The sequence below is a fragment of the Arthrobacter sp. D5-1 genome, from assembly GCF_017357425.1.
Classification (GTDB): domain Bacteria; phylum Actinomycetota; class Actinomycetes; order Actinomycetales; family Micrococcaceae; genus Arthrobacter.
The window spans coordinates 1,066,610-1,088,383 of sequence record NZ_CP014571.1 but is presented as its reverse complement, the minus strand read 5'-3'; the positions used below and the strand labels follow the sequence as shown (position 1 = coordinate 1,088,383).

Here is a 21,774-nt window from a genome sequence, read left to right as displayed (position 1 = left end):
TCCGGCACGTACCTGCCGGTGAAGGGATTGATAACTGTGGCTACAGTTACTTTTGATAACGCTACGCGTCTGTACCCGGGCACAGATAAGCCCGCCGTCGATAAGCTCAACATCGACATCGCCGATGGCGAATTCCTGGTCCTCGTTGGACCCTCCGGCTGCGGTAAGTCCACCTCGCTGCGCATGCTCGCAGGCCTTGAGGACGTCAACGCCGGCCGCATCCTGATTGGCGACCGCGACGTCACCGACGTTCCGCCGAAGGACCGCGACATTGCAATGGTCTTCCAGAACTACGCCCTGTACCCGCACATGACCGTTGCCGACAACATGGGCTTCGCCCTGAAGATCGCCGGCGTCTCCAAGGAAGAGCGCGCCGAGCGTGTTCGCGAAGCCGCCAAGCTTCTCGACCTTGAGCAGTACCTGGACCGCAAGCCGAAGGCTCTCTCCGGTGGTCAGCGCCAGCGTGTTGCCATGGGTCGTGCAATCGTCCGTAACCCGCAGGTCTTCCTCATGGATGAGCCGCTGTCCAACCTTGACGCCAAGCTTCGCGTCCAGACCCGTACGCAGATCGCATCCCTGACCCGCCGCCTCGGTGTCACCACCGTTTACGTGACACACGACCAGGTCGAGGCCATGACCATGGGCGACCGCGTCGCAGTGCTGAAGGACGGCCTGCTCCAGCAGGTTGACACCCCGCGCAACCTGTACGACCGCCCGCAGAACGTCTTCGTTGCAGGCTTCATCGGCTCCCCTGCCATGAACCTGCTGGAACTGCCGGTAGTCGACGGCGGTGTCCAGTTCGGTGGAACGGTTTACCCCGTGCCGCGCAACATCCTCGAAGAGGCTCACGGCCAGACCGTCACCGTTGGTTCGCGTCCGGAAGACCTCGAGACCGTCGGCAACGGCGAAGGCCTCCAGGTTGAGGTTGACGTCGTCGAAGAACTCGGCGCCGACGCTTACGTGTACGGCCACACCATCCTCGATGGCAAGAGCCACGACATCGTTGCACGCGTCGACGGTCGTCGCCCCCCGATGAAGGGCGAGTCCATCTTCGTTCGTCCGCAGTCCGGCCACGTGCACCTGTTCGACACCAAGACCGGCCTCCGCCTGGGCGACTAGTCCCCGCTGGTGGCGCTAACGCGTCTGTAAGTTCCGCATTGTGATAGCGGCCCGACCCTTCCCGGTCGGGCCGCTCTCGCGTTAACCTTTCTCCCAGAAAGAACGGCATGAACACGACGGATAACCTGATCCCCCGGCCCTCGCACGTCGCACTCACCGACGGCCCGGCCTTCACGCTCCACCCCACCGCGCGTATCGCCGCAAGCGATGCCGCGGCTACCGTGGCTGAACAGCTCGCCTCGCTGCTTCGCCGCGCTACGGGCTTCGACCTGCCCATCGTCGCGGACTCCCGCGACGGTGACATCGCCCTGGCTGTGACGGACACGCTCGACGGCGGACCGGAAGCCTACGTACTGGCCGTCACCGGGAGCGGGGCCCTGCTCACGGCCACCACCCCGGCCGGGCTCTTCAACGGCGCCCAAACACTCCGTCAGCTTTTCCCGTCCGCGATTGAGGACTCCCCCACCGGCGAGGCCTCCCACGACGGCACCTGGGTGATTCCCGCCGTCGAAATTTTTGATGCCCCTCGCTTCGCGTACCGCGGCCTGATGCTGGACGTTGCCCGCAATTTCTTCACCGTGGAGGAGGTGAAGGAGCAGATCGACGTCATGACGCGGTTCAAGCTGAACGCCCTTCACTTGCACCTCACCGACGACCAGGCGTGGCGCCTCGAAATCAACGATCCCGGGCCAGCGGGAAACCCGTCCGGGTTGCCCTACGGCCAGCTCACCGCGATCGGAGGGCCGGGGGCGGTGGAGGTACCCACTGCCGTTCCCACCCGTGGGAACCGGGGGTTCTACACACAACAGGACTTCAAGGACATCCAGGCGTACGCCGCCACCAAGAATGTCCTGGTCATCCCGGAGATCGATTTTCCCGGCCACGTCAACGCGGCCCTTGCGGCCATCCCGCAGCTCAATCCGGACGGCCAGGCCAAAGCCATGAGCACCACTGCGGAGGTGGGCTGGTCAACCCTGAGCGCAGAGCTGCCTGCCACCTATGAGTTTGTGCGCGAAGTCCTCACCCAGTTGGCTGCCATCACGGACGGCCCTTACCTGCACATCGGCGGCGACGAAGCCCACGTCACGGGCCACGACGAATACGTCGAGATGGTGCAGCGGTTCGTCCGGATTGGCGCGGACACTGGAAAGTCCGTGGTGGGCTGGAATGAATTCGCCGCCGTCGAGCTTCCTGAAGGTTCCGTGATCCAGTACTGGCACGGCGATTTCGCGCCCGTGGTCCGGCAGGCTGGTGAGGGCGGTTCCACGGTGATCATGTCCCCGGCAGCCAACACCTACCTGGATCAGAAGTACGACGACAGCAGCCCCATCGGACTCCAGTGGGTGGAAGGCGGCCCCTTCACCTGGGCCGAGTACTACAACTGGGATCCTGCCCAAGGCGGACTGGAAGACCACCATATCCTCGGCGTCGAAGGTCCGCTCTGGACCGAGACGGTCCGAAACAGCCAACAGGCCTTCTGGCTCCTGTACCCGCGGCTGGTTTCGCTGGCGGAAGTGGCATGGTCCGGCCAGGAAGCACGGAACACCGGCGACTTCCGACGTCGGCTGGGCGCCTTGGGTGAGCGGCTCGCCAAGCAGGGTGTCACCTTCCAAGAGGCGCCCGACGTCGACTGGGTTGCCAAGCCGGACTGGCCGTTTGCGGCCCCGCCCTCCCAGTACGGAACAATTGAAGTATGAGCGAGCAAAACGGAGCCCAGTGGCACGACGAACCTACCGACTACGGGCAGATCGGCAAGCTCCCCCGCACTGAAGCGGCGAGTGCGCAGGACACGGCACCGCCCGCGAGCGTCATCGGTTCCCTGAACATCACGGCGGCTTCGGCCGATCCTGAACTGCTGGATCTTCCGTGGCACATCGCTTTGGAGGATTGGCCGGCGGAGAACCTTGCGGCGCTCCCCCGCGGTATTTCGCGGCACATTGTGCGGTTCGCGCACTTGGGTGGTTCGGTCATCGCCATCAAGGAAACCTCCGAGCACGTGGCCCGCCACGAGTACCACATGCTGCGGAAGCTGGCCCGGCTGGATGTTCCGTGCGTGGAGCCGGTTGCTGTGATCACCGGACGCACCACCGCGGATGGCCGGCCGCTGAACCCTGTGCTGGTGACCCGGCACCTGAAGTTCTCCATGCCGTACCGTGCCTTGTTCTCGCAGATGCTGCGCAAGGACACCCTGACCCGGCTCATTGACGCGCAGGCACTGCTGCTGGTCCGCCTGCACCTTGTGGGCTTCTACTGGGGCGACGTTTCGCTGTCCAACACGTTGTTCCGCCGTGATGCCGGGGCCTTTGCCGCTTATTTGGTGGACGCCGAAACGGGCGAGCTCTATCCGGACCTCTCCATGGGCCAACGTGAATACGACCTCGAAATCGCCCGCGTGAACATCGCTGGTGAACTGATGGACCTGCTGGACGGCGGGCTGATCGAGGAAAAGGTGGATCCCGTGGCCACCAGTGAGCTGATCATGGACAGCTACCGCCGTCTCTGGACCGAGCTGACGGAGAAGGAGTCCTTCGAATTGGGCGAAAGGTGGCGCGTGGCTGCCCGTATCCGGCGCCTCAACGAGCTGGGCTTCGACGTGGAGGAATACGCCATCAAGACCACGGCGGACGGCTCCACCATCCAGCTCCAGCCCAAAGTGGTCGACGCCGGCCACCACCAGCGTCGCTTGCTGCGCCTGACCGGGTTGGACGCCCAAGAGAACCAGGCCCGCCGGCTCTTGAACGACATGGACCAATTCCGGGCGGACAACAACCCGGACCTGGACGAGGAAATCAGCGCCCACATTTGGGTCAGCCAGATCTTTGAGCCCATAGTCCGTTCCATTCCACGGCACCTGGCCGGAAAGCTGGAGCCCGCGGAAGTGGTGCACGAGGTCCTGGAGCATCGCTGGTACATGAGCCAGAAACAGGACAGGTACGTCCCCTTGGCAGAGACGGTTCAGTCCTACCTGGACACTGTGCTGCAACACCGTCGCGACGAGGCTGCCATCATGCTGAACCCGGATACGGAGCTGCTGAAGATCCTTGAGGTCGAGGTGGAGGAATCCGGCCGGTACGACGATGAAGACGAGGACGAATACCCGGACGCCGACGACTGACACACGGTGAGACGAACTCGACGTCGGCACTCAGGTGAGTGCCGACGTCGAGCTCTTTAACTACTACGGTTCCAGGGTTTCGGCGAGGCCGGCCAGGACTGGTTCCCGCCCCAGCTCGATGTGCGAGTATGCCAGCGAGTAAGCCAGGTCCGGCCGGCCTTTCAGAATCGCATTGCACAGTTCCGTGTGCTCGTCGCGTTGGAGTTCGTTGCTGCGGTTGTGGGCCAGCCCGAAGATCCAACGCATCCGGCCAAAGAGGGGCTTCACGGATTCGATCAGGAGCCGGTTGCCGGACAGGCGGACGATTTCGGCGTGCAACTTGGCGCTGATGACGGCAACGTCGTCTGTCCGCTCCTCGTCGATGGCAGTCTTGGACGCTTCCATGAGTTCTTCGAGTCGTCCGCCATCGCTGCCTTCGGCAACACGGGTGGCAGCCATGCGCGCGGCGAAGGTTTCAAGGCACAGCCGGATATCGAAGAGCTCATTGACATCCGTGAGTGTCAGTTGGCGCACCACGGCACCACGGCGCGGGAACGTTGCGACAAAACCGTCCTGCTCCAAGCGCTGGATGGCTTCCCGGACCGGTATGCGGGACACGTTGTAGAGCTCGGAAAGTTCGCGTTCGCGTAAACGCATGCCCTGCGCGTAGGTACCCGTGACAATGCCTTCCAACACCAGTTGGTAGACGTTTTCCGCGCGGGCCTCATCATCACGGCCGTTTCCGGTACCCGGCATCGCCTCAGCCACTGTCGAACTTCCTTTCATGCCGACGCCAGTCCTTTGAGTGACGCTAGCCCTACGGTACTTTGGTATACAAGAATTTCACAGCATCCGCTTTCACTGTCTTCGTCGAGTCGATGTTGAACAGGGGCGGCCACCAAGGGAGCAACCATTGAACACCCTGATCCGCGCCGTCCGCCCTTGGGGGCAATCACTGAGCGACGTAACCCTCGTTGCCGCCGAAGGAGGCGGCAAGATCACCGCCGTGAAGCCGCATGACCCTGCCACCGTTGTCCCGGGCGACACAACCGTGGTTGAAGGCCGCGGCCGGATTCTGCTCCCGTCGTTCTCCGACGTCCACGTACACCTCGATTCCACCCGGATCGGCTTGCCTTTCCGTGAGCACACCGGCGGTCCGGGCGTGTGGACCATGATGATGAACGACCGTCAGAACTGGCGCAACGCCGAGGTCCCGCTGCAGGATCGGGTGAATGACACTCTGGGGCGGATGATCGCGAGGGGCACCACCCGCGTACGTTCCTATGCGCAGGTGGATGTGGACTGCAGGCTGGAGCGTTTCGACGCCGTTGCTGCCGCCAAGGAGAAGTTTGCCGGTCAGGCTTCGGTGGACATCATCGCTTTCCCGCAGGCTGGACTGTTGCTTGAAGCGGGCACTGTTGTGCTTATGGAAGAGGCCTTGAAAGCCGGGGCCAACGTGATGGGTGGCATCGATCCCTGCACGCTGGACCGGGACCCGGCGAAGCACCTCGACATCGTCTTCGGCCTGGCGGAGAAGTACCAGGTTCCCATCGATATCCACCTCCACGAACCGGGCGAGCTGGGTGTGTTCAGCACGGAGCTGGTGCTTGAGCGCACGCGCGCGCTGGGTATGCAGGGCAAGGTGACCATGTCCCACGCCTACCAGCTGGGCAGCGTCAGCGAGGCCACCACCCGCAGGCTGATTGATGCGTTCGCGGAATTGGATGTTTCCCTCGCATCGGTTGCTCCGTCCGCTGCCGGCCAACTGCCCATCCCGCTCCTCACCGAGGCCGGGGTCCGATTGGGCTTGGGCGAGGACGGACAGCGTGATTACTGGTCCCCGTACGGCAACACCGACATGCTGGACCGCACCTGGCAACTCGCCTTCACTCACGGTTTCCGCAAGGACGAGCTGATCGAACACTGCCTGGCCATCGCCACCATCGGCGGCGCCAGCATCCTTGACCCCAACGCGACCCGGCTCAAGAACACTGCCCACCGTCCCGGCGTCGAGGTTGGCGACCCAGCGGAACTGCTGCTGGTGGACGGCGAAACGGTGGCCTCCACTGTGATGGACCGGGGCAAGGACCGCACGGTGATCCATGCCGGCCAGGTGGTGGCAGACCAGTTGGAACTGGTCCAGCGACGACCCTAGCGCTACTCGCTCCGCCCTGTGGGCGCATCATCCAACGGGGTCCACCAGGTGACCGGGGGTGTCACCGTGAAACGGCGGCCCGTCACGGTGGTGGGGGTGATACGGATGAACTGGTCCTTTTGCCCCGCCTCCCACGGAAACAGGAGAAGCCCGACGGTATCCAAGACGTCCTCGGTAAGCTTCACCGCGGCCGCTTGGCCCTTGACCACCACACTCCACGCCACGCCCGTTTCGACGTTGACGCCGTCAGCCTCTATGGCCACCGGGGCGTCGCTGAGGGCGGCATGGAGCTTGGTACCTTCACCCGTCCGGAACACCATGGTTCCGTGGTCCACTTTGTAGTTCACCGGGAAGATGTCCGGGTGGTCGTCCACCCAGACGGCAAGCCGTCCCACTGAGACTCCGCGGAGGAGCTCCCAGCACTGGTTGGTCTCAAGAATTTCCGTGGCGGGCGTGCCTGGTTGATTGGTCCCGGCTGGTGAAGTCGTCATACCGCAGAGGATACGCCGGGCCCCTGACATTCAACAGGCCACGGCTTACCGGACGAGGGCTGGGGTAGCGCCGGCTCCTCGGTCATGACGCGGGCGCGAAGGCCAATCTCGACAGACATCCTTCAGCGGCACCAGCCCAAGGCGCTGCTAGTGTTTCGATGTGACCACCCACGACAATGCTGGCCGCACAATGGAGGCCGCCGAAGACGAACTCCTGGATGCCATGCGAGCGAGTGACCTTGAAGCGTTGGACCGGCTCATTTCCGATGACCTGAAGTTCATCGACCCTGAGGGCACCGTCCTCACCAAGAAGGCAGATCTGGAAGCACACCGCACTGGGGCCACCAACTTTGCCCGAATCGAGGAAACCAACCGGCGCACCCTCGAATCCGACGGCAGCGGCACAACAGACACCACTGCCCGCGCTGTGCTCCACATCAACGGATCACAGATCGAGATCCAGCTGCTCTGGCACCGGGAATGGCGGATCATTGACGGGCGCTGGCAAGTGCTCGCCGGCTCCGTCGTAGTACTCGACTGAGAACTCCGGCCGGTGCCCACTTATCGGAAGAAGCGCCGGTTCGGCCAGGGGCGCAGCCGACGCCTAGCCCCTTAGGCAGAAATACGCCATCCCGAGTACACCCCGGTAGCCCTCTTCATATGCGGCGCGCTGTTCCTCATATCGCCGGCGGACCTGCCCTGCGGCGGGATGATCGGCATCATGTGATTCCAGCCAACGGGTGAACCTGCCGCGATACCCGGCTTCGAAGACATCCCACTCCTGAACGCTTGCCCGGTCCTCGTCCACCACCTCGAAACCAGCGGCGCGGATCTGCTCGCGTAACGCATCTTGGGTGAGGTACTCGTCATCGCGTCCGGCCAGAGGGGCGGTGGCAGCCGGATGAGGTGTTGCCGCCCAGATTGCCTCGCCGTAGACGAGCCGGCCGCCGGGAAGCACCAGTGCTCGAAGGGCGCGCAGGGCCGCGGCGTAGTCGAGCGGCTGCGCGTCCTCTACCGGCGGCCCCCAGATCTGACTCGCGCCGATGCAGATGACAGCGTCTGCAGGGCGATCCTGGACCTCGAGCCCGGGCATCGAATCAAACCTCGCCCTGCCGGGCAGCCCACGAGTCACAGCTTGTTGCCTGGCTCGGTCGATGAACGAGCCAGCACTGTCCACTCCGCGTCCCCGTGCCTGCGGGGCCGCCGTCAAAACCCGAAGTAGTAGTTCACCCCATCCGCACCCCATGTCCAGAACTTCAGCCGGCGCCGGCGCGGACAAGAACGATACAAGGTGCGCGGCGCGTTCCTCGGACAGCGGGGTAAGCCAGGTCAGGGACTCGTAGAGGGGCGGCAATTCAAGCAAAGTACTGTCGGTCACTCCATGATGCTCTCACGATCCACAGAAACGGCTGCTTGTCCTTAAGCCCGTGGTGCTGCGGACTGCTTGGACATCGCTCACTCGTCCTTCTCAGCCTCTGCATGATGATGGAATGCGGCAGACGTTCGTCAATCGATGGCTGACCATGACCTCAGGGCCCTTGGCAGAGATATCCCGTAGCCTCGTCGCCTTCGATGAGAGCGGCAAGGCCGTCGCGGTGACCACTGTATGGTCTGCCGGGTCAGGGCGTCCCGGCCCCATTGCGCATTTGGGCGTGCACATGGACTATCGTGGGCGCGGTTAGGGGGCGGAGATCACCCCCGCCGGGAGCCGCTGTACTGCGGAAGATGGGTTCCTCCAGTGTGGTGGTGGCCGCAGAAGGCGCCAACAAGGGCGCTCTGGCAACCTATCTCGCGGCGGGGTTCGTTCCTGCCACGCCTATTGTGGACATGTCACGCTCCGCAACCAGCCCAACCTCATCCACCCGCACCAACGGCCCCCGGATGGCAAAGAAGCCAGCGCCTGCCAGCACCACAGCCTCGGCCGCGAGCGCGCAGAACGTTGCTTCCCACCCGCCTGTCATGGAGTGCAGAAGCCCCGCTCCGAGTGGACCGAGCGACGCCGCAGCGAACCCAAATCCCTGGCTCATGGCGGACAATCGTCCCGCGGATTGCGGCCCGGCCGAGCGAATCACCACCAGGGCCATGGCCAGCCCGAATCCGGCGCTCTGGACGATTCCCAGCACCCCGACAGCAAGGAACTGAAGCTCCGCTGGTGCCACCAGAACACCGAGCAGTGCCACGGCCACCAGCACGCCAAGTCCCGGAGCCATCCAGCGCAGAATGGCCGGTCGGCTGGCAAGGACCGGGGCCAGCAGACTGGCCGGGAGCCCCGCGAGACTGAACCAGGCCAAGAGCGCTGCAGCGTCCGCGGACGCGAGCCCCCGGGACACCAGGTACACGGCCAGCCAGGATGTGATGGCAAAGTAAAGCATCGCCTGGAGCCCGAAGAATGCCGTCACCGCCCAGGCTGTGCGCTGCTTCCGCAGGGGCATAGCGGGTGCGGGGGGGACAACAGCGGACGACGCCGCATCCCACCGCGGCGTCGAAGCGTCCCCCGCCGCTGAGGTGGCTTTGCCCGCGGCAGCCAGTGCCGCCGTCGGGCGTCTTCCGGTGCGCTGGATGAGGACAGCTCCGAAGAGTGCCGGCACCGCCCACACAGCCAGCGCCCCGGCCAGGCTCCCCCCAAAGGACTGCTGGAGAGGTTGAACCAGGCCGGCCCCCAGCGCGGCCCCCAGTCCAAAGCCCATGGTGCAGAGCCCTGTCCACCAGCCTGTGCCCCGGTTGGCTTTGACGATCTGCGGAACCAGCACGCTGGCTGTCATGATCGCCATGCCTGCAACGAAGGTGCCCGGCAGCAAGAGCGCCGGGACTGTGGCCCGGAGGACCAGCGCGGCGGCCAAGGCGGTGAGCGCAATGGCCACCGCTGGACCGGTTCCGAATCGCCGAGCCAGCCAGGGTCCCATCGGCCCGGAGATTCCGAACGCCAGGACCGGCAAGGTTCCCAGGAGCGGCAGCAGTGCGGGGTCAAGGGCGAAGACGTCCGGAATCTGGCCCATCACACCGGCGATGGTGGTGATGGCGGGCCGGAGATTGATGGACACCATGACCAGCGCAAGCAGCACCAAGCCCGTCATCAACCTCGGACTTGCTCCAACCCGGGCCTGCCGCTTCTCGCGCACATCTTCTCCTCATAGCAACTTTGGTATACCAAGTAAGCCTAGGGGGAGAATGGTGGGAAGTAAATGCAGGTAATTTAGCTGATCAGATGTGACAGGCAGGCCGCATGGACCTTTTGGAATACCAGAAGACCTAAATTGCCTTTCCCGGATTCAGGATTCCCTGCGGATCGAACAGCTCCTTGATCCGCCGCTGCAACTCCCGCACGGGCTCCGGTTGTTCCAGGCCCAGCCAGCGCAGTTTGTATTGCCCCACGCCGTGCTCTCCGGTGATGGTGCCACCCATTTCGAGGCCTATCCGGATGGATTCATCCAACGCCGCGTTGAGCCGCTCCAAAGCAGCCGCATCGGTAACAGGGTCCACACGTTCCATCCAGAACGTCGGGTGCAGATTGCCGTCTCCGGCGTGCGCCACCACCTTAAGCATCACGCTGAAGCGGGCCGCCATGGCCTCGAGCTCGGCCACGAAGTCCACCAACCGCGATCGTGGCACGGCGATGTCCTCGCCAACCCTGAATTCGTCATCCACTTCCGCGCCCCGGCTGTTGCGTCGCAGTTCCACCAGCATCTCGGCTTCCTCGCTGGCCTCGGTGGTCACCGTTGCGCCGCCTGCGGCCAGCACTTGCCGCACCACGTCCGCTTCCGCAGCCGCGCCGAAGCCATCGGTCTGGATCAGGAGCAGCGACTTGCCACGGGTCTGGAGGTCACCTCCATGCATTTCATCCAACTGCACCAGGGTTCCGTTATCCAGCAGTTCCATGATGGCCGGCTGGACCCGGGCCTTGCCCACGGCGAGCACTCCGGCGGCCGCGCTGCGGAAGTCCTGGTAGAACGCCGCAATGGTGTGGACCTCTCGCGGCAGGTACTTCAGGCGGACGGTCACGCCCACCACAATCCCCAGCGTCCCTTCGGAGCCCACCAGCAGCGCGGTGAGGTCGTAGCCGGCAACTCCCTTAAAGGTCTGGTGTCCGGTGTGCATCAACGAGCCATCAGCCATGACGACGTCGAGTGCCAGCACGGAGTCCCTTGTGACGCCATATTTAGCGCATCGCAGTCCCCCGGCATTGGTGGCCACGTTGCCACCGATGGTGGACATTTTGTAGCTTGCGGGGTCAGGCGCATACATGAGGCCGTGCTCTGCGGCGGCAGCGTTCAGATCGGCGTTGATGACGCCGGGCTCGACGACGGCGGTCTCGTCGTCCGGGTTGAGGTCCAGGATGCGGGTCATCCGTACAAGGCTCAGGACGATGCAGCCTTCCGTGGCATGGGCTCCGCCGGACACACCGGTGCCTGCTCCCCTGGCCACGATAGGAATCCGGTGCGCGGCGCAGCTGCGAACGATGTGCTGGACGTCCTCCACCGATTCCGCCCAGACGACGGCGAGCGGCAGGTGCCGCTCCAGCAGTGGTCCTTGATCGACGGAGTACACGGTGAGGGTTTCTTCATCCCCTGCCACCTGCCCGGCACGTAGTCCGGCTGCGAGCTCCTTCAGGAACAGCTGCCGCCCAGTTGTGGGCTGGGAGGCTTCCCGATGGCCCGTCGTCCTGCCAGTGATGCTTTCCGCTGATGTTCCGGCCATAGCCGTTTCGTCCGACACAGTGGTCCCTCCACGTACGCACCGCGGACACGCCAAACCGGCAGTCTTCGCAGTGTTTTGGTGCTCACAGTCTAGCCAGCACAGAACGGCAGAGCACGGCCACACCCACCTGCTACCCGGCGGGGATCACCGTTCCGGGCAGCTCCCAGATCCCGGCAGAGATGCCGTCGGCGCGTAGATAGACACCCTCGACGCCGGCTGGCTGGGCAGGTGCCGACGTCACTGTTCCGGAGCGGTGCAGCGGCGATGCAAGCAACGCTTCGAGCTGCGCGTCGCTGAGAACCGAGTTGTCGAGGACAATGTCGGCGGCCTCCCTCGTGACGAACACCAGTACTGAAGACTCTGCCGTTTCCCGAACAAAGGCCAACCCCTTGAACCCTTCCAAGCCGAACTCGTCACCGGCGAACACCACGGGCACCCCCGGCAGGCAGAAGGTGAGCGCGGCGCCCACGTCCGGGCCGCCGTCGATCATGACCGTTCCCGCCCGCGCCGTGTCGTGCGTGTTCAGTGCGCTCATGTTGTTTTGTCGCACACTCCAGCTAAATCCCGCGGCGAGGTCCTGGTGCGTCGCGAGGAAGTCCTCGGCGTCGATCCTGTGCGGCCCTGTTTGGGGCGAGCCACAGAAGTTGATGTTGGGGGCGTCCTTGGCGAGCCACGGACCACAGCGGGCGGGTGAGGTTGGAGTAGGTCATGGCGCCTGGCCAGTGCTCGCCAGTGAAATCGGGGGCGGCGTCGGCCGTGGATTCCGCCGCCAGCAGGGCCGCGTTCGGGTTGATCTCACGAACCCGGTCCGCGATAAGCCGGGCAACCTCATGGTTGAGATCTACAGATCCCAGGCGTCCTGTCATATTGCCGACGTCGATCCTCCAGCTATCGAGGTTGAACGGCGGCTCAGCCAGCGGGCCACCACCGAATCAACTGCAAGCGCTTCCACTAAGTACAGGGCGGCATGCGAATTTGAAAAGCCCAGCCGTCGGTCGCATTGCAAAGACAGTAGCCTTAGGACTGGAAACGTTTACACTTTGGGGAATTCTCTTCTACGATGTGTTCATGTCCGTTGATTCATTGCTCTCGGTTGCGACCCACGAGCCCACTGCAGCTTTTACGCAGCTGACCCCGATCCACGATGCCTCCGCGGCCCACGGTTGGTGGCGTTCCGCTGTGATCTACCAGATCTATCCGCGCTCGTTCCGGGACCTCAACGGCGACGGCGTCGGAGACTTGGCGGGCATCACCGCTGAACTCGCGCAATTGGCGGCGTTGGGCGTCGACGCCGTGTGGTTGTCGCCGTTCTACCGCTCACCCCAGCGGGACGCGGGTTATGACGTCAGCGACTACTGCGACGTCGATCCCCTGTTTGGCACCTTGGCCGACTTCGACGCCCTCATCGCCGAAGCCAACAGGCTCAACCTGCGCGTCATCGCGGACCTCGTCCCCAATCACTGCTCCGACCAGCACGTCGCCTTCCAAGCAGCACTTGCCGCGGGTGCAGGCAGCGTGGAGCGGGAGATGTTCATCTTCCGCGACGGCCAGGGGCACGACGGCAGCGAGCCGCCCAACAACTGGCAGTCGCACTTCGGCGGTCCGGCATGGACGCGTATCACCGAGCCGAACGGTCAGCCCGGTCAATGGTTCCTGCACCTCTTCGACTCCTCGCAGCCGGACTTCAACTGGGACAACCCAGCCGTCCACGCTGAATTCGAACGCGTGCTCCGGTTCTGGCTGGACCGCGGCATCTCCGGCTTCCGGGTGGACGTAGCCCACGCGCTGGTCAAGGCAGCCGGCCTGCCCAACTGGGGCGGCCGCGCCGACGGCAACAGCTCCGATGGTTTCCCGGGCCAGGACGCTCCGATGTTCGGCCAGCCTGCCCTCCACGACATTTACCGCCGGTGGCGTTCCATCCTGGAAGAGTACGGCCCGGACCGAATCCTCTGTGCGGAAGCCAATGTGGATCCGCTCCCCCGACTGGCGCAGTGGGTCCGCCCTGATGAAATGCACCAGGCCTTCAACTTCCCTTACCTGCACGCCGGCCTGGACGTACATCGCCTGCGCCACATCATCACCGACTCGTTGGTGTCCCTCGACGCCGTCGGCGCCCCCAGCACGTGGGTACTGTCCAACCATGATGTTGTCCGGCACGTCTCACGCTTCGGGTACGACGGACCTGGTCCCCGCGACGGAGACGGCATCGGCCCCGATGACGCGCAGCCCAACGAAGAACTCGGACGACGCCGGGCTGCCGCGGCTACCATGTTCATGCTCGGCCTCCCAGGCGGCGCATACCTCTACCAGGGCGAAGAACTGGGCCTGCCCGATTCTTCCAGCATTCCCGGCAGCATGCGCCAGGATCCCACTTTCGCCCGCACCGGCGGAGCCCGTATCGGCCGCGACGGTTGCCGCGTGCCGCTCCCTTGGCGTTCGGCCGAACCCCACTCCGGGTTTGGCAGCGGCATGGACCCTTGGTTGCCGCAGCCCGAGTCCTGGCCCACGCTGGCGAGGGACCTGCAGGAGTCCGATCCGGCGTCGCACCTTAACCTGTACCGCGCCATGCTCACCGAACGCGCCACGCTCCGGCTCGGGCAAGGTTCCCTGGCCTGGGTTGAGGACTACTGCACTTGGTCTTCGCTGGCGTACCTGAATGGCAACACCCTGGTGATCATGAACGTAGGCCCCGATCCCCTGCCGCTCCCGGCCGGTAGCACCATCCTGCGCAGCGCCCCTGCATCAGGCGCTGATCAACTAGGCTCAGGGGAGACAATCTGGCTGACAGTCAGCTGATTTTTCACCTAGGAGCGGCATGACGGGCATCAAGGACGTGGCCGAGCGAGCAGGGCTGTCCGTTGCCACCGTGTCACGGGCGCTCAGCGGCAAGGGCAATGTATCGCCGACCAGCCGGGAGCGTGCCCGCGCCGCCGCATCAGAGCTGGGCTTCGTGCTGTCCTACCACGCCTCCAGCTTGGCCTCCGGGCGCACGCACAACGTTGGCTTGGTGGTGCCCTCGGTCCACCGCTGGTTCTTCTCAGCGGTGATCGAGGGCGCATCGGCCGCGCTGCTTGAAGCGGGGTACGACCTCACCCTGTACAACATCGGGGAAAACCCCGAGCACCGGCACAGCGTCTTCAACGACTTCCTGTTGCGCAAGCGGGTGGACGCGGTCATCGCGGTATCGCTGGAACTGAGCGAGGACGAGCTCCAGCAGCTCCACGCCATGCACCGGCCGATCGTCGGAATTGGCGGGCCCTTACCCGGAGCATCAACCATCAGGATCGACGACTCCTCGATCGCGCGAAAGGCCACCAACCACCTGCTCGGTCTGGGGCACACCAAGATCGCGCACATCACCGGCAACGAAGCCTACGACCAGGACTTCCATCTTCCAGGAACGCGTCGGAGCGGATTCGAAGAAGCAATGAACGACGCCGGCTGTCCCGTCAGGCCCGAATGGATCGTTTCCGCTGACTTCACCATTGAAGGCGCTTACGCTGCGGCACGGCAGCTGCTGGCCAGTGCCCCGGACAGGCCAACCGCCGTCTTCGCTGCCTCCGACGAAATGGCCATCGGCACCATCCTCGCGGCGCGGGACTTCGGGCTCCGCATCCCGGATGACCTCTCGGTCATGGGGATCGACGGACATGATCTCGGCAATGTCCTGGGCTTGACCACCATCGACCAGGACGCCAAAGGCCAAGGAGCGCTGGCCGTCCGCACCTTGTTGGGTGCCATCACCAAGGACCTCGTCCTGGAACCTGCCGATACCGAACACCCCACTAAGCTGGTGGTGCGCTCCAGTACCGCGGTTCCCAAAGCAGGTACCTTCTAGCAGCTTCTTGCTGTGCTCCTCGAGTCGACTGCTACGACAGCTGGCGCTCCATGGTGAGCTCAAGCTTGGAAGTGTCCTGCGGATAAGGCCTGCTGGCACCCGTGGTCTCGAAACCGTGACGCCGGTAGAAGGCCAGCGCCCTTGAATTGTCCTCATGCACCCCCAGCTGGATGCTCCCGGCGGCGAGTTCTTCCGAGGCGGCTTTGCACGCCTCGTTGAGGAGTTCGTCGGCCAATCCCAGCCCCCGGTGCCCGGGTGCCACGTAGACGCTGAGCAGCATGGCCTGCAGCGGCTTCTCCGTGCTTTGGCGGTCCTTGACCACCACACGCATCAATCCGCAGAAGGTGCTGCCGTCCTGGCCTGCATCGGCAACCAATGTAAGGCTGCAGTTCCTGGACATTGCAGCCGCACGTTCCTGCCACTGCGTATCGGTCTGCCGCCGCGCTGACTCCAGGCTCTCCACGTAAGCCATAGGTGTGTCTTTGAGCATCTCCAGCCGCACCTCACGCAGCAAACGCCAATCACTGGGTTGGAGCCGGCGGACCCTAGGCACTGGCTCCACCCATGAACCGTACGTAGCATGCCAGCACGCGGGGCCAGCCCTCGGCGTAAGATGCCCTGGACGCTACCGGATCCTCGGCACCTTCCCACCCGTCGTGGATCAGGCGTACCTCCGTGCCCTCATCCACGGCACCAAAAACAACCCGGATCTCCGTGGACCACAACGGCGTTCCAGCCGGGTACCAGCTGGCGTGGAAGGACAGCGGGGGCTGCCAGTCATCAATAGTGCCCCACACCGACGTCCGGCCGTCCTCGGCCGTTTCAAGAATCAGGTTCTCTTCAAACTCAACATGGGACCCCGCACCAAACAGGCTCTTCACGGTTCGTGGTGAACGTTCTGCCGTGAGGGATGTTCATGCCGCTGTTCTGGCGGCACTGCGCAACAGGATACGGGTTTTGTAGTTGCGTGCGTTGGTGAATCCCCGACCCGTCCTCTTTATGTGTTTTATCGCGGTGTTGTTGGCTTCCACTTTCGCGGTTGTCGCACCGGTGACAATGAGGACTTCGATCTCTTTCCACCACCGGCAGATTGTGCGCCACAGCCGGTTCGTCTCCGGCTGCGCGGCTCGCTCGACCAGGACCTGCAGCCGGTCCTTCGCGGCGGCAGCGTCGGCAAGAGAGCCGGTAGTCAGCAGGGCCCGGAGCTGTTCCTTGACCAGCCACGCGGCCTGCAGCTTCCCGGTGACATCGTCGGTCGCGAACACGTTGCTGAGCCTGTCCCGGGCCCGATCCGAGAGCGTGTCCCCGGCGCGCAGGAGCAGTCGCCGGTTGGCCCAGACCGGATCGATGGAGCGCCCCCGCCGACCATGGGTCTGCTGGGTGAGTCGTTGCCGGACTTCGGTGAGCATGTCGTTGCCGAGCTTGACCAGGTGGAACGCGTCGACTGAGACAGCGGTGCGTGGAAGCCACATCCGCAGGGCATTGCGGAACGCCGCCGAGGGGTCGATGGCAACGACCTGCACGCCCAGCCGCCACTGAAGCGGGCGGGCGAACAGCCAGTCTCCTACCCCCTCGCTGTCGCGGCCGTCAACGATCCCGAGGACTTGTCCGGTGTCGAGATCGACGATGGTGGTCATCCAGGGTTCGTAGCGTTTCCAGGCCTTCGTGGCAGGGTCGCGGAAGAACCGCACGGACCGGTAGCGGTGTTCATCGATGCCGAGCATCCGCGGTGCCAGGGCATCGACATCGGGCAGCGTCAGCGCCGCGGAATCCAGTGCCCGCTGGACAAGCCACCACGAGACACCGAATGAAGAGGCAGCCTCGGCGGCGGCCCTCCCGGAACCGATCACGGCGGCCACCAGGGCCTCACGGAGCCGGCGGGTGGACCGTGCCCGGCGCGGTACCTCGGCTGTCTCCTCGGTGAATGTCCGGCGGGGGCACAGGTACTCATCGCAGAAGAACCTCCGCTTGGCCCAGACCACTTCGACCGGGCCGGCGACAGGGATGTCACGCAGGCGTTGTGACCGGCGTGAATGCACGCGGGTGCTGATCACGCCGCAGGACGGGCAGCCGGCCTCGGCGGTGGCCACGACGCGGATCCGTCGCTGCCCGAAGGCGAGGACCTCGGTGCCGGTGACCCGGTAGTCGGGCAGGTTGAAAATGGCGGTGGCAGCATCGGGGCGCGGCGAAGTAGGCTCGTTCAAGGCTCGTAGCTCCTGACTCTTGATGAATGCGTAGAGAACATCCATCACAGCAGGGCTACGAGCCCTTCAGATTTCAAGACACGGAACCTGTTTCACCATCAACCGCGAAGAGCCACCAAACACGCTTTCCTGCTCCAGCGGCCACCACAGGTGCGGATGATCAGTGAATCCCTGGAAAGCATGCGAAACGTTGGTGGGCACCACAACAGTGAAGATGAGCGGCTGAAGTGCGTCGCCTGCCTGCTGGGACGGTTCGGGTTCAGAGGCGGGGTGGCTGAAGAGGTTTTCCATGACCACCAACTCTACCGCCGGCGCAGGAATTTGAAGGGGGTGGTAAGGGTGGTTAAAGGGGAAGAGCCCCGACCTGTGGTCGGGGCTCTTGCCTTAATGGTTGTCCGGCGGTGTCCTACTCTCCCACACCCTCCCGGGTGCAGTACCATCGGCGCTGTGGGTCTTAGCTTCCGGGTTCGGAATGGGACCGGGCGTTTCCCCCACGCTATGACCGCCGTAACTCTGTTACCCGTCCCGGCCCCCTTGTTGGTGGGGGTGGGTGGGAAGACTTTGTGGTTACAACTGTGGTGTTGTTATTTAGTTGTTGGTTCCGGCAACCCTTGGTGCGGGTTGTTGTTCGGGAACCACATAGTGGACGCGTGCAGTGTGTTGTGTGGTGTAAGTTGTTGGCCTATTAGTACCGGTCAGCTTCACGAGTCTTTAGTCCTCGCTTCCACATCCGGCCTATCAACCCAGTGGTCTGGCTGGGGGCCTCTCACACATAAATGTGTATGGAAATCTCATCTTGAAGCGAGCTTCCCGCTTAGATGCTTTCAGCGGTTATCCCATCCGAACGTAGCTAATCAGCGATGCACTTGGCAGTACAACTGACACACCAGAGGTTCGTCCGTCCCGGTCCTCTCGTACTAAGGACAGCCCTTCTCAAATTTCCTGCGCGCGCAGCGGATAGGGACCGAACTGTCTCACGACGTTCTAAACCCAGCTCGCGTACCGCTTTAATGGGCGAACAGCCCAACCCTTGGGACCTACTCCAGCCCCAGGATGCGACGAGCCGACATCGAGGTGCCAAACCATGCCGTCGATATGGACTCTTGGGCAAGATCAGCCTGTTATCCCCGAGGTACCTTTTATCCGTTGAGCGACGGCCATTCCACAATGTACCGCCGGATCACTAGTCCCGACTTTCGTCCCTGCTTGAGATGTCTCTCTCACAGTCAAGCTCCCTTGTGCACTTACACTCGACACCTGATTGCCAACCAGGCTGAGGGAACCTTTGGGCGCCTCCGTTACTTTTTAGGAGGCAACCGCCCCAGTTAAACTACCCATCAGGCACTGTCCCTGACCCGGATCACGGGCCGAAGTTAGATGTCCAAAGTGACCAGAGTGGTATTTCAACGATGACTCCACCCGAACTGGCGTCCGGGTTTCAACGTCTCCCACCTATCCTACACAAGCCACTCCGAACACCAATACCAAACTATAGTAAAGGTCTCGGGGTCTTTCCGTCCTGCTGCGCGTAACGAGCATCTTTACTCGTACTGCAATTTCGCCGAGTTTATGGTTGAGACAGCGGGGAAGTCGTTACTCCATTCGTGCAGGTCGGAACTTACCCGACAAGGAATTTCGCTACCTTAGGATGGTTATAGTTACCACCGCCGTTTACTGGGGCTTAAATTCTCAGCTTCGCCACACAAGGTGGCTAACCGGTCCTCTTAACCTTCCAGCACCGGGCAGGAGTCAGTCCGTATACATCGTCTTGCGACTTCGCACGGACCTGTGTTTTTAGTAAACAGTCGCTTCCCCCTGGTCTCTGCGGCCCACACCCGCTCACGGAGAGCAAGTCTCCATCACGGGGCAGGCCCCCCTTCTCCCGAAGTTACGGGGGCATTTTGCCGAGTTCCTTAACCATAATTCTCTCGATCGCCTTGGTATTCTCTACCTGATCACCTGTGTCGGTTTGGGGTACGGGCGGCTAAAACCTCGCGTCGATGCTTTTCTAGGCAGCATAGGATCACCGGATCCCCCCATACGGGAGTCCCATCAGATCTCAGGAACGTGCTCGAAGCACACAGGAACGGATTTGCCTATCCCTGACCCTACATCCTTAGACCGGGGCAACCATCGCCCGGCCCGGCTACCTTCCTGCGTCACACCTGTTAATACGCTTACCTCCCGGGATCAGGTCCCGCGCTCGGCCAAAACCCACAACACCACAAGGGTGAGCGGGCAGGCTCCGGGCGGTTAGTATCCCCCGCTTGGCATGGGCGGTTTTTCGCCGGTACGGGAATATCAACCCGTTGTCCATCGACTACGCCTGTCGGCCTCGCCTTAGGTCCCGACTTACCCAGGGCAGATTAGCTTGACCCTGGAACCCTTGATCATTCGGCGGACGGGTTTCTCACCCGTCTTTCGCTACTCATGCCTGCATTCTCACTCGTGTAGGCTCCACCGCTGGTTTCCACCGCGACTTCACTGCCCACACGACGCTCCCCTACCACTCCACACCCCTGAACCACGAAGGCTAGGGCAATGTGTGAAATCCACAACTTCGGCGGTGTACTTGAGCCCCGCTACATTGTCGGCGCGGAATCACTTGACCAGTGAGCTATTACGCACTCTTTCAAGGATGGCTGCTTCTAAGCCAACCTCCTGGTTGTCTTCGCAACTCCACATCCTTTCCCACTTAGCACACGCTTAGGGGCCTTAGTTGGTGGTCTGGGCTGTTTCCCTCTCGACTATGAAGCTTATCCCCCACAGTCTCACTGCTGCGCTCTCACTTACCGGCATTCGGAGTTTGGCTGACGTCAGTAACCTTGTAGGGCCCATCGGCCATCCAGTAGCTCTACCTCCGGCAAGAAACACGCAACGCTGCACCTAAATGCATTTCGGGGAGAACCAGCTATCACGGAGTTTGATTGGCCTTTCACCCCTACCCACAGCTCATCCCCTCCATTTTCAACTGAAGTGGGTTCGGTCCTCCACGACGTCTTACCGTCGCTTCAACCTGGCCATGGGTAGATCACTCCGCTTCGGGTCTAGATCACGCCACTACACTCGCCCTGTTCAGACTCGCTTTCGCTACGGCTACCCCACACGGGTTAACCTCGCGACGTAACACTAACTCGCAGGCTCATTCTTCAAAAGGCACGCCGTCACAACTACTATGCGATCACTCGCGGTTGCTCCGACGGATTGTAAGCACACGGTTTCAGGTACTGTTTCACTCCCCTCCCGGGGTACTTTTCACCTTTCCCTCACGGTACTGGTCCGCTATCGGTCATTAGGAAGTATTTAGGCTTATCAGGTGGTCCTGACAGATTCGCACGGGATTTCTCGGGCCCCGTGCTACTTGGGATACTCTCCAGGCTGCACACAACATTACGGTTACGGGGCTCCCACCCTCTCTGGCCGGCCTTTCAAGACCGTTCACCTATGCCTGCACATCACCCCAACGGTCCGGCAGAACCATCACGGAAAGTCCCACAACCCCGCCCATGCAACGCCCGCCGGCTATCACACATGGAACGGTTTAGCCTGATCCGCGTTCGCTCGCCACTACTAACGGAATCACTATTGTTTTCTCTTCCTGCGGGTACTGAGATGTTTCACTTCCCCGCGTTCCCCCCACGCACCCTATGTGTTCAGATGCGGGTCACACAATCACCTTGCAGCGTTGTGCGGGGTTTCCCCATTCGGACATCCTGGGATCAACGCTCGGTTATCAACTCCCCCAGGCTTATCGCAGATTCCTACGTCCTTCTTCGGCTCCTAATGCCAAGGCATCCACCGTGTGCCCTTAAAAACTTGACCACACAAAGATCAAAAACTTACTCGAGAGAACCACGACCACAAGGGCCAGGTTCATTCATAAGAAATTGCTGTAGAAACACACACACCAACCCCGAAAGGCCAGCCATGCATGTCTCAGATGCTCGCGTCCACTATGTAGTTCTCAAACAACAACCCCATCAACCAGACCACCACCACCCCACACAGGGACACGCGGCAGAACCGGAAGCAGGAACAAAAGAAACACCAGAACGATGCCCTCTGCATTGCTGCAAAAAGGTCCTGTTGCCTCAGGACCCAACAGTGCGCCAAACACAACCCCCACAAACCATGCACCCCGGCAGCGTTCCCAACAACACCCACCCCCACAAAAAGCA

Annotated in this window: 18 protein-coding genes, 2 rRNA genes and 1 pseudogene; 8 read left to right on the top strand and 13 right to left on the bottom strand. The window is 62.7% G+C overall.

The window, feature by feature from the left end:
• The first annotated feature begins 36 nt into the window (after positions 1–36).
• The 3 genes from ugpC to AYX22_RS05040 all read left to right on the top strand — a co-directional run bounded on the left by ugpC (position 37) and on the right by AYX22_RS05040 (position 4,234).
• Positions 37–1,119 carry a sn-glycerol-3-phosphate ABC transporter ATP-binding protein UgpC gene (gene ugpC, locus AYX22_RS05050; protein WP_207596410.1) on the top strand — a complete coding sequence of 361 codons (1,083 nt, stop codon included), beginning with the start codon at positions 37–39 and terminating at the stop codon, positions 1,117–1,119.
• Positions 1,120–1,226: 107 nt separating this feature from the next.
• Positions 1,227–2,816, top strand: a complete 1,590-nt coding sequence (locus AYX22_RS05045; protein WP_207596409.1) for a beta-N-acetylhexosaminidase — start codon at positions 1,227–1,229, stop codon at positions 2,814–2,816.
• Positions 2,813–4,234: a DUF4032 domain-containing protein gene (locus AYX22_RS05040; RefSeq protein WP_089593812.1), complete on the top strand. Its 1,422-nt coding sequence runs from the start codon at positions 2,813–2,815 to the stop codon at positions 4,232–4,234. Before AYX22_RS05045 ends, AYX22_RS05040 begins: the two co-directional genes overlap by 4 nt.
• Positions 4,235–4,297: 63 nt before the next feature.
• Here the strand turns inward: AYX22_RS05040 and AYX22_RS05035 are convergent, their stop codons facing one another.
• The gene (locus AYX22_RS05035; protein WP_207596407.1) at positions 4,298–4,999 is read right to left on the bottom strand and encodes a GntR family transcriptional regulator; all 702 of its coding nucleotides are present in this window, start codon (positions 4,997–4,999) and stop codon (positions 4,298–4,300) included.
• Positions 5,000–5,126: 127 nt separating this feature from the next.
• On the opposite strand from AYX22_RS05035, the gene AYX22_RS05030 reads away from it, so the two are divergent.
• The gene (locus AYX22_RS05030) at positions 5,127–6,368 is read left to right on the top strand and encodes an amidohydrolase family protein (protein WP_207596405.1); all 1,242 of its coding nucleotides are present in this window, start codon (positions 5,127–5,129) and stop codon (positions 6,366–6,368) included.
• A 2-nt stretch (positions 6,369–6,370) separates the two neighbouring features.
• Here AYX22_RS05030 and AYX22_RS05025 read toward each other — a convergent pair whose 3' ends face one another.
• Complete coding sequence (locus AYX22_RS05025) at positions 6,371–6,859, bottom strand: pyridoxamine 5'-phosphate oxidase family protein (RefSeq protein WP_207596403.1); 489 nt, start codon at positions 6,857–6,859, stop codon at positions 6,371–6,373.
• Between the two features lie 160 nt (positions 6,860–7,019).
• Here AYX22_RS05025 and AYX22_RS05020 point away from each other — a divergent pair, with 160 nt between their 5' ends.
• Entirely contained in the window at positions 7,020–7,400 is a 381-nt protein-coding gene (locus tag AYX22_RS05020) for a nuclear transport factor 2 family protein (protein ID WP_207596401.1), read from the top strand.
• Between the two features lie 63 nt (positions 7,401–7,463).
• Here the strand turns inward: AYX22_RS05020 and AYX22_RS05015 are convergent, their stop codons facing one another.
• A complete protein-coding gene (locus AYX22_RS05015) occupies positions 7,464–8,237 on the bottom strand; it encodes a class I SAM-dependent methyltransferase (RefSeq protein WP_207596399.1) in 774 nt (257 codons plus the stop codon).
• A gap of 112 nt (positions 8,238–8,349) precedes the next feature.
• Between AYX22_RS05015 and AYX22_RS05010 the strand changes: the two genes are divergently transcribed.
• Complete coding sequence (locus tag AYX22_RS05010; protein ID WP_207596397.1) at positions 8,350–8,541, top strand: hypothetical protein; 192 nt, start codon at positions 8,350–8,352, stop codon at positions 8,539–8,541.
• A 102-nt stretch (positions 8,542–8,643) separates the two neighbouring features.
• On the opposite strand, the gene AYX22_RS05005 is transcribed toward AYX22_RS05010, so the two are convergent.
• The 4 genes from AYX22_RS05005 to AYX22_RS23980 form a co-directional block, all read right to left on the bottom strand.
• A complete protein-coding gene (locus AYX22_RS05005) occupies positions 8,644–9,978 on the bottom strand; it encodes an MFS transporter (protein ID WP_242703534.1) in 1,335 nt (444 codons plus the stop codon).
• 130 nt (positions 9,979–10,108) lie between these two features.
• A complete protein-coding gene (locus AYX22_RS05000; protein WP_207597481.1) occupies positions 10,109–11,554 on the bottom strand; it encodes an FAD-linked oxidase C-terminal domain-containing protein in 1,446 nt (481 codons plus the stop codon).
• A 130-nt stretch (positions 11,555–11,684) separates the two neighbouring features.
• Positions 11,685–12,164, bottom strand: a complete 480-nt coding sequence (locus AYX22_RS23985) for an alpha-amylase family glycosyl hydrolase (protein WP_242703613.1) — start codon at positions 12,162–12,164, stop codon at positions 11,685–11,687.
• Positions 12,112–12,420, bottom strand: coding sequence for a hypothetical protein (locus AYX22_RS23980; RefSeq protein WP_242703533.1), 309 nt, complete (start codon positions 12,418–12,420; stop codon positions 12,112–12,114). The genes AYX22_RS23985 and AYX22_RS23980 overlap by 53 nt, the downstream gene beginning before the upstream one ends.
• A gap of 202 nt (positions 12,421–12,622) precedes the next feature.
• Here AYX22_RS23980 and AYX22_RS04990 point away from each other — a divergent pair, with 202 nt between their 5' ends.
• Entirely contained in the window at positions 12,623–14,350 is a 1,728-nt protein-coding gene (locus tag AYX22_RS04990; RefSeq protein WP_242703532.1) for a glycoside hydrolase family 13 protein, read from the top strand.
• Positions 14,351–14,369: 19 nt separating this feature from the next.
• Entirely contained in the window at positions 14,370–15,392 is a 1,023-nt protein-coding gene (locus tag AYX22_RS04985) for a LacI family DNA-binding transcriptional regulator (RefSeq protein ID WP_207596395.1), read from the top strand.
• 31 nt (positions 15,393–15,423) lie between these two features.
• Here AYX22_RS04985 and AYX22_RS04980 read toward each other — a convergent pair whose 3' ends face one another.
• The 6 genes and pseudogenes from AYX22_RS04980 to AYX22_RS04955 form a co-directional block, all read right to left on the bottom strand.
• Positions 15,424–15,954, bottom strand: a complete 531-nt coding sequence (locus AYX22_RS04980; RefSeq protein ID WP_242703531.1) for an N-acetyltransferase — start codon at positions 15,952–15,954, stop codon at positions 15,424–15,426.
• Positions 15,938–16,270, bottom strand: a pseudogene (locus AYX22_RS04975) (hypothetical protein); the annotation flags it as partial. The pseudogene AYX22_RS04975 and the gene AYX22_RS04980, both read right to left, overlap by 17 nt.
• A 36-nt stretch (positions 16,271–16,306) precedes the next feature.
• Complete coding sequence (locus AYX22_RS04970) at positions 16,307–17,641, bottom strand: ISL3 family transposase (protein WP_242703530.1); 1,335 nt, start codon at positions 17,639–17,641, stop codon at positions 16,307–16,309.
• Between the two features lie 21 nt (positions 17,642–17,662).
• Positions 17,663–17,887: a hypothetical protein gene (locus AYX22_RS04965; protein ID WP_207597698.1), complete on the bottom strand. Its 225-nt coding sequence runs from the start codon at positions 17,885–17,887 to the stop codon at positions 17,663–17,665.
• 102 nt (positions 17,888–17,989) lie between these two features.
• A 5S ribosomal RNA gene (rrf, locus tag AYX22_RS04960) occupies positions 17,990–18,106 on the bottom strand.
• A 154-nt stretch (positions 18,107–18,260) separates the two neighbouring features.
• Positions 18,261–21,418 (bottom strand): 23S ribosomal RNA (locus AYX22_RS04955).
• Positions 21,419–21,774 lie beyond the last annotated feature (356 nt).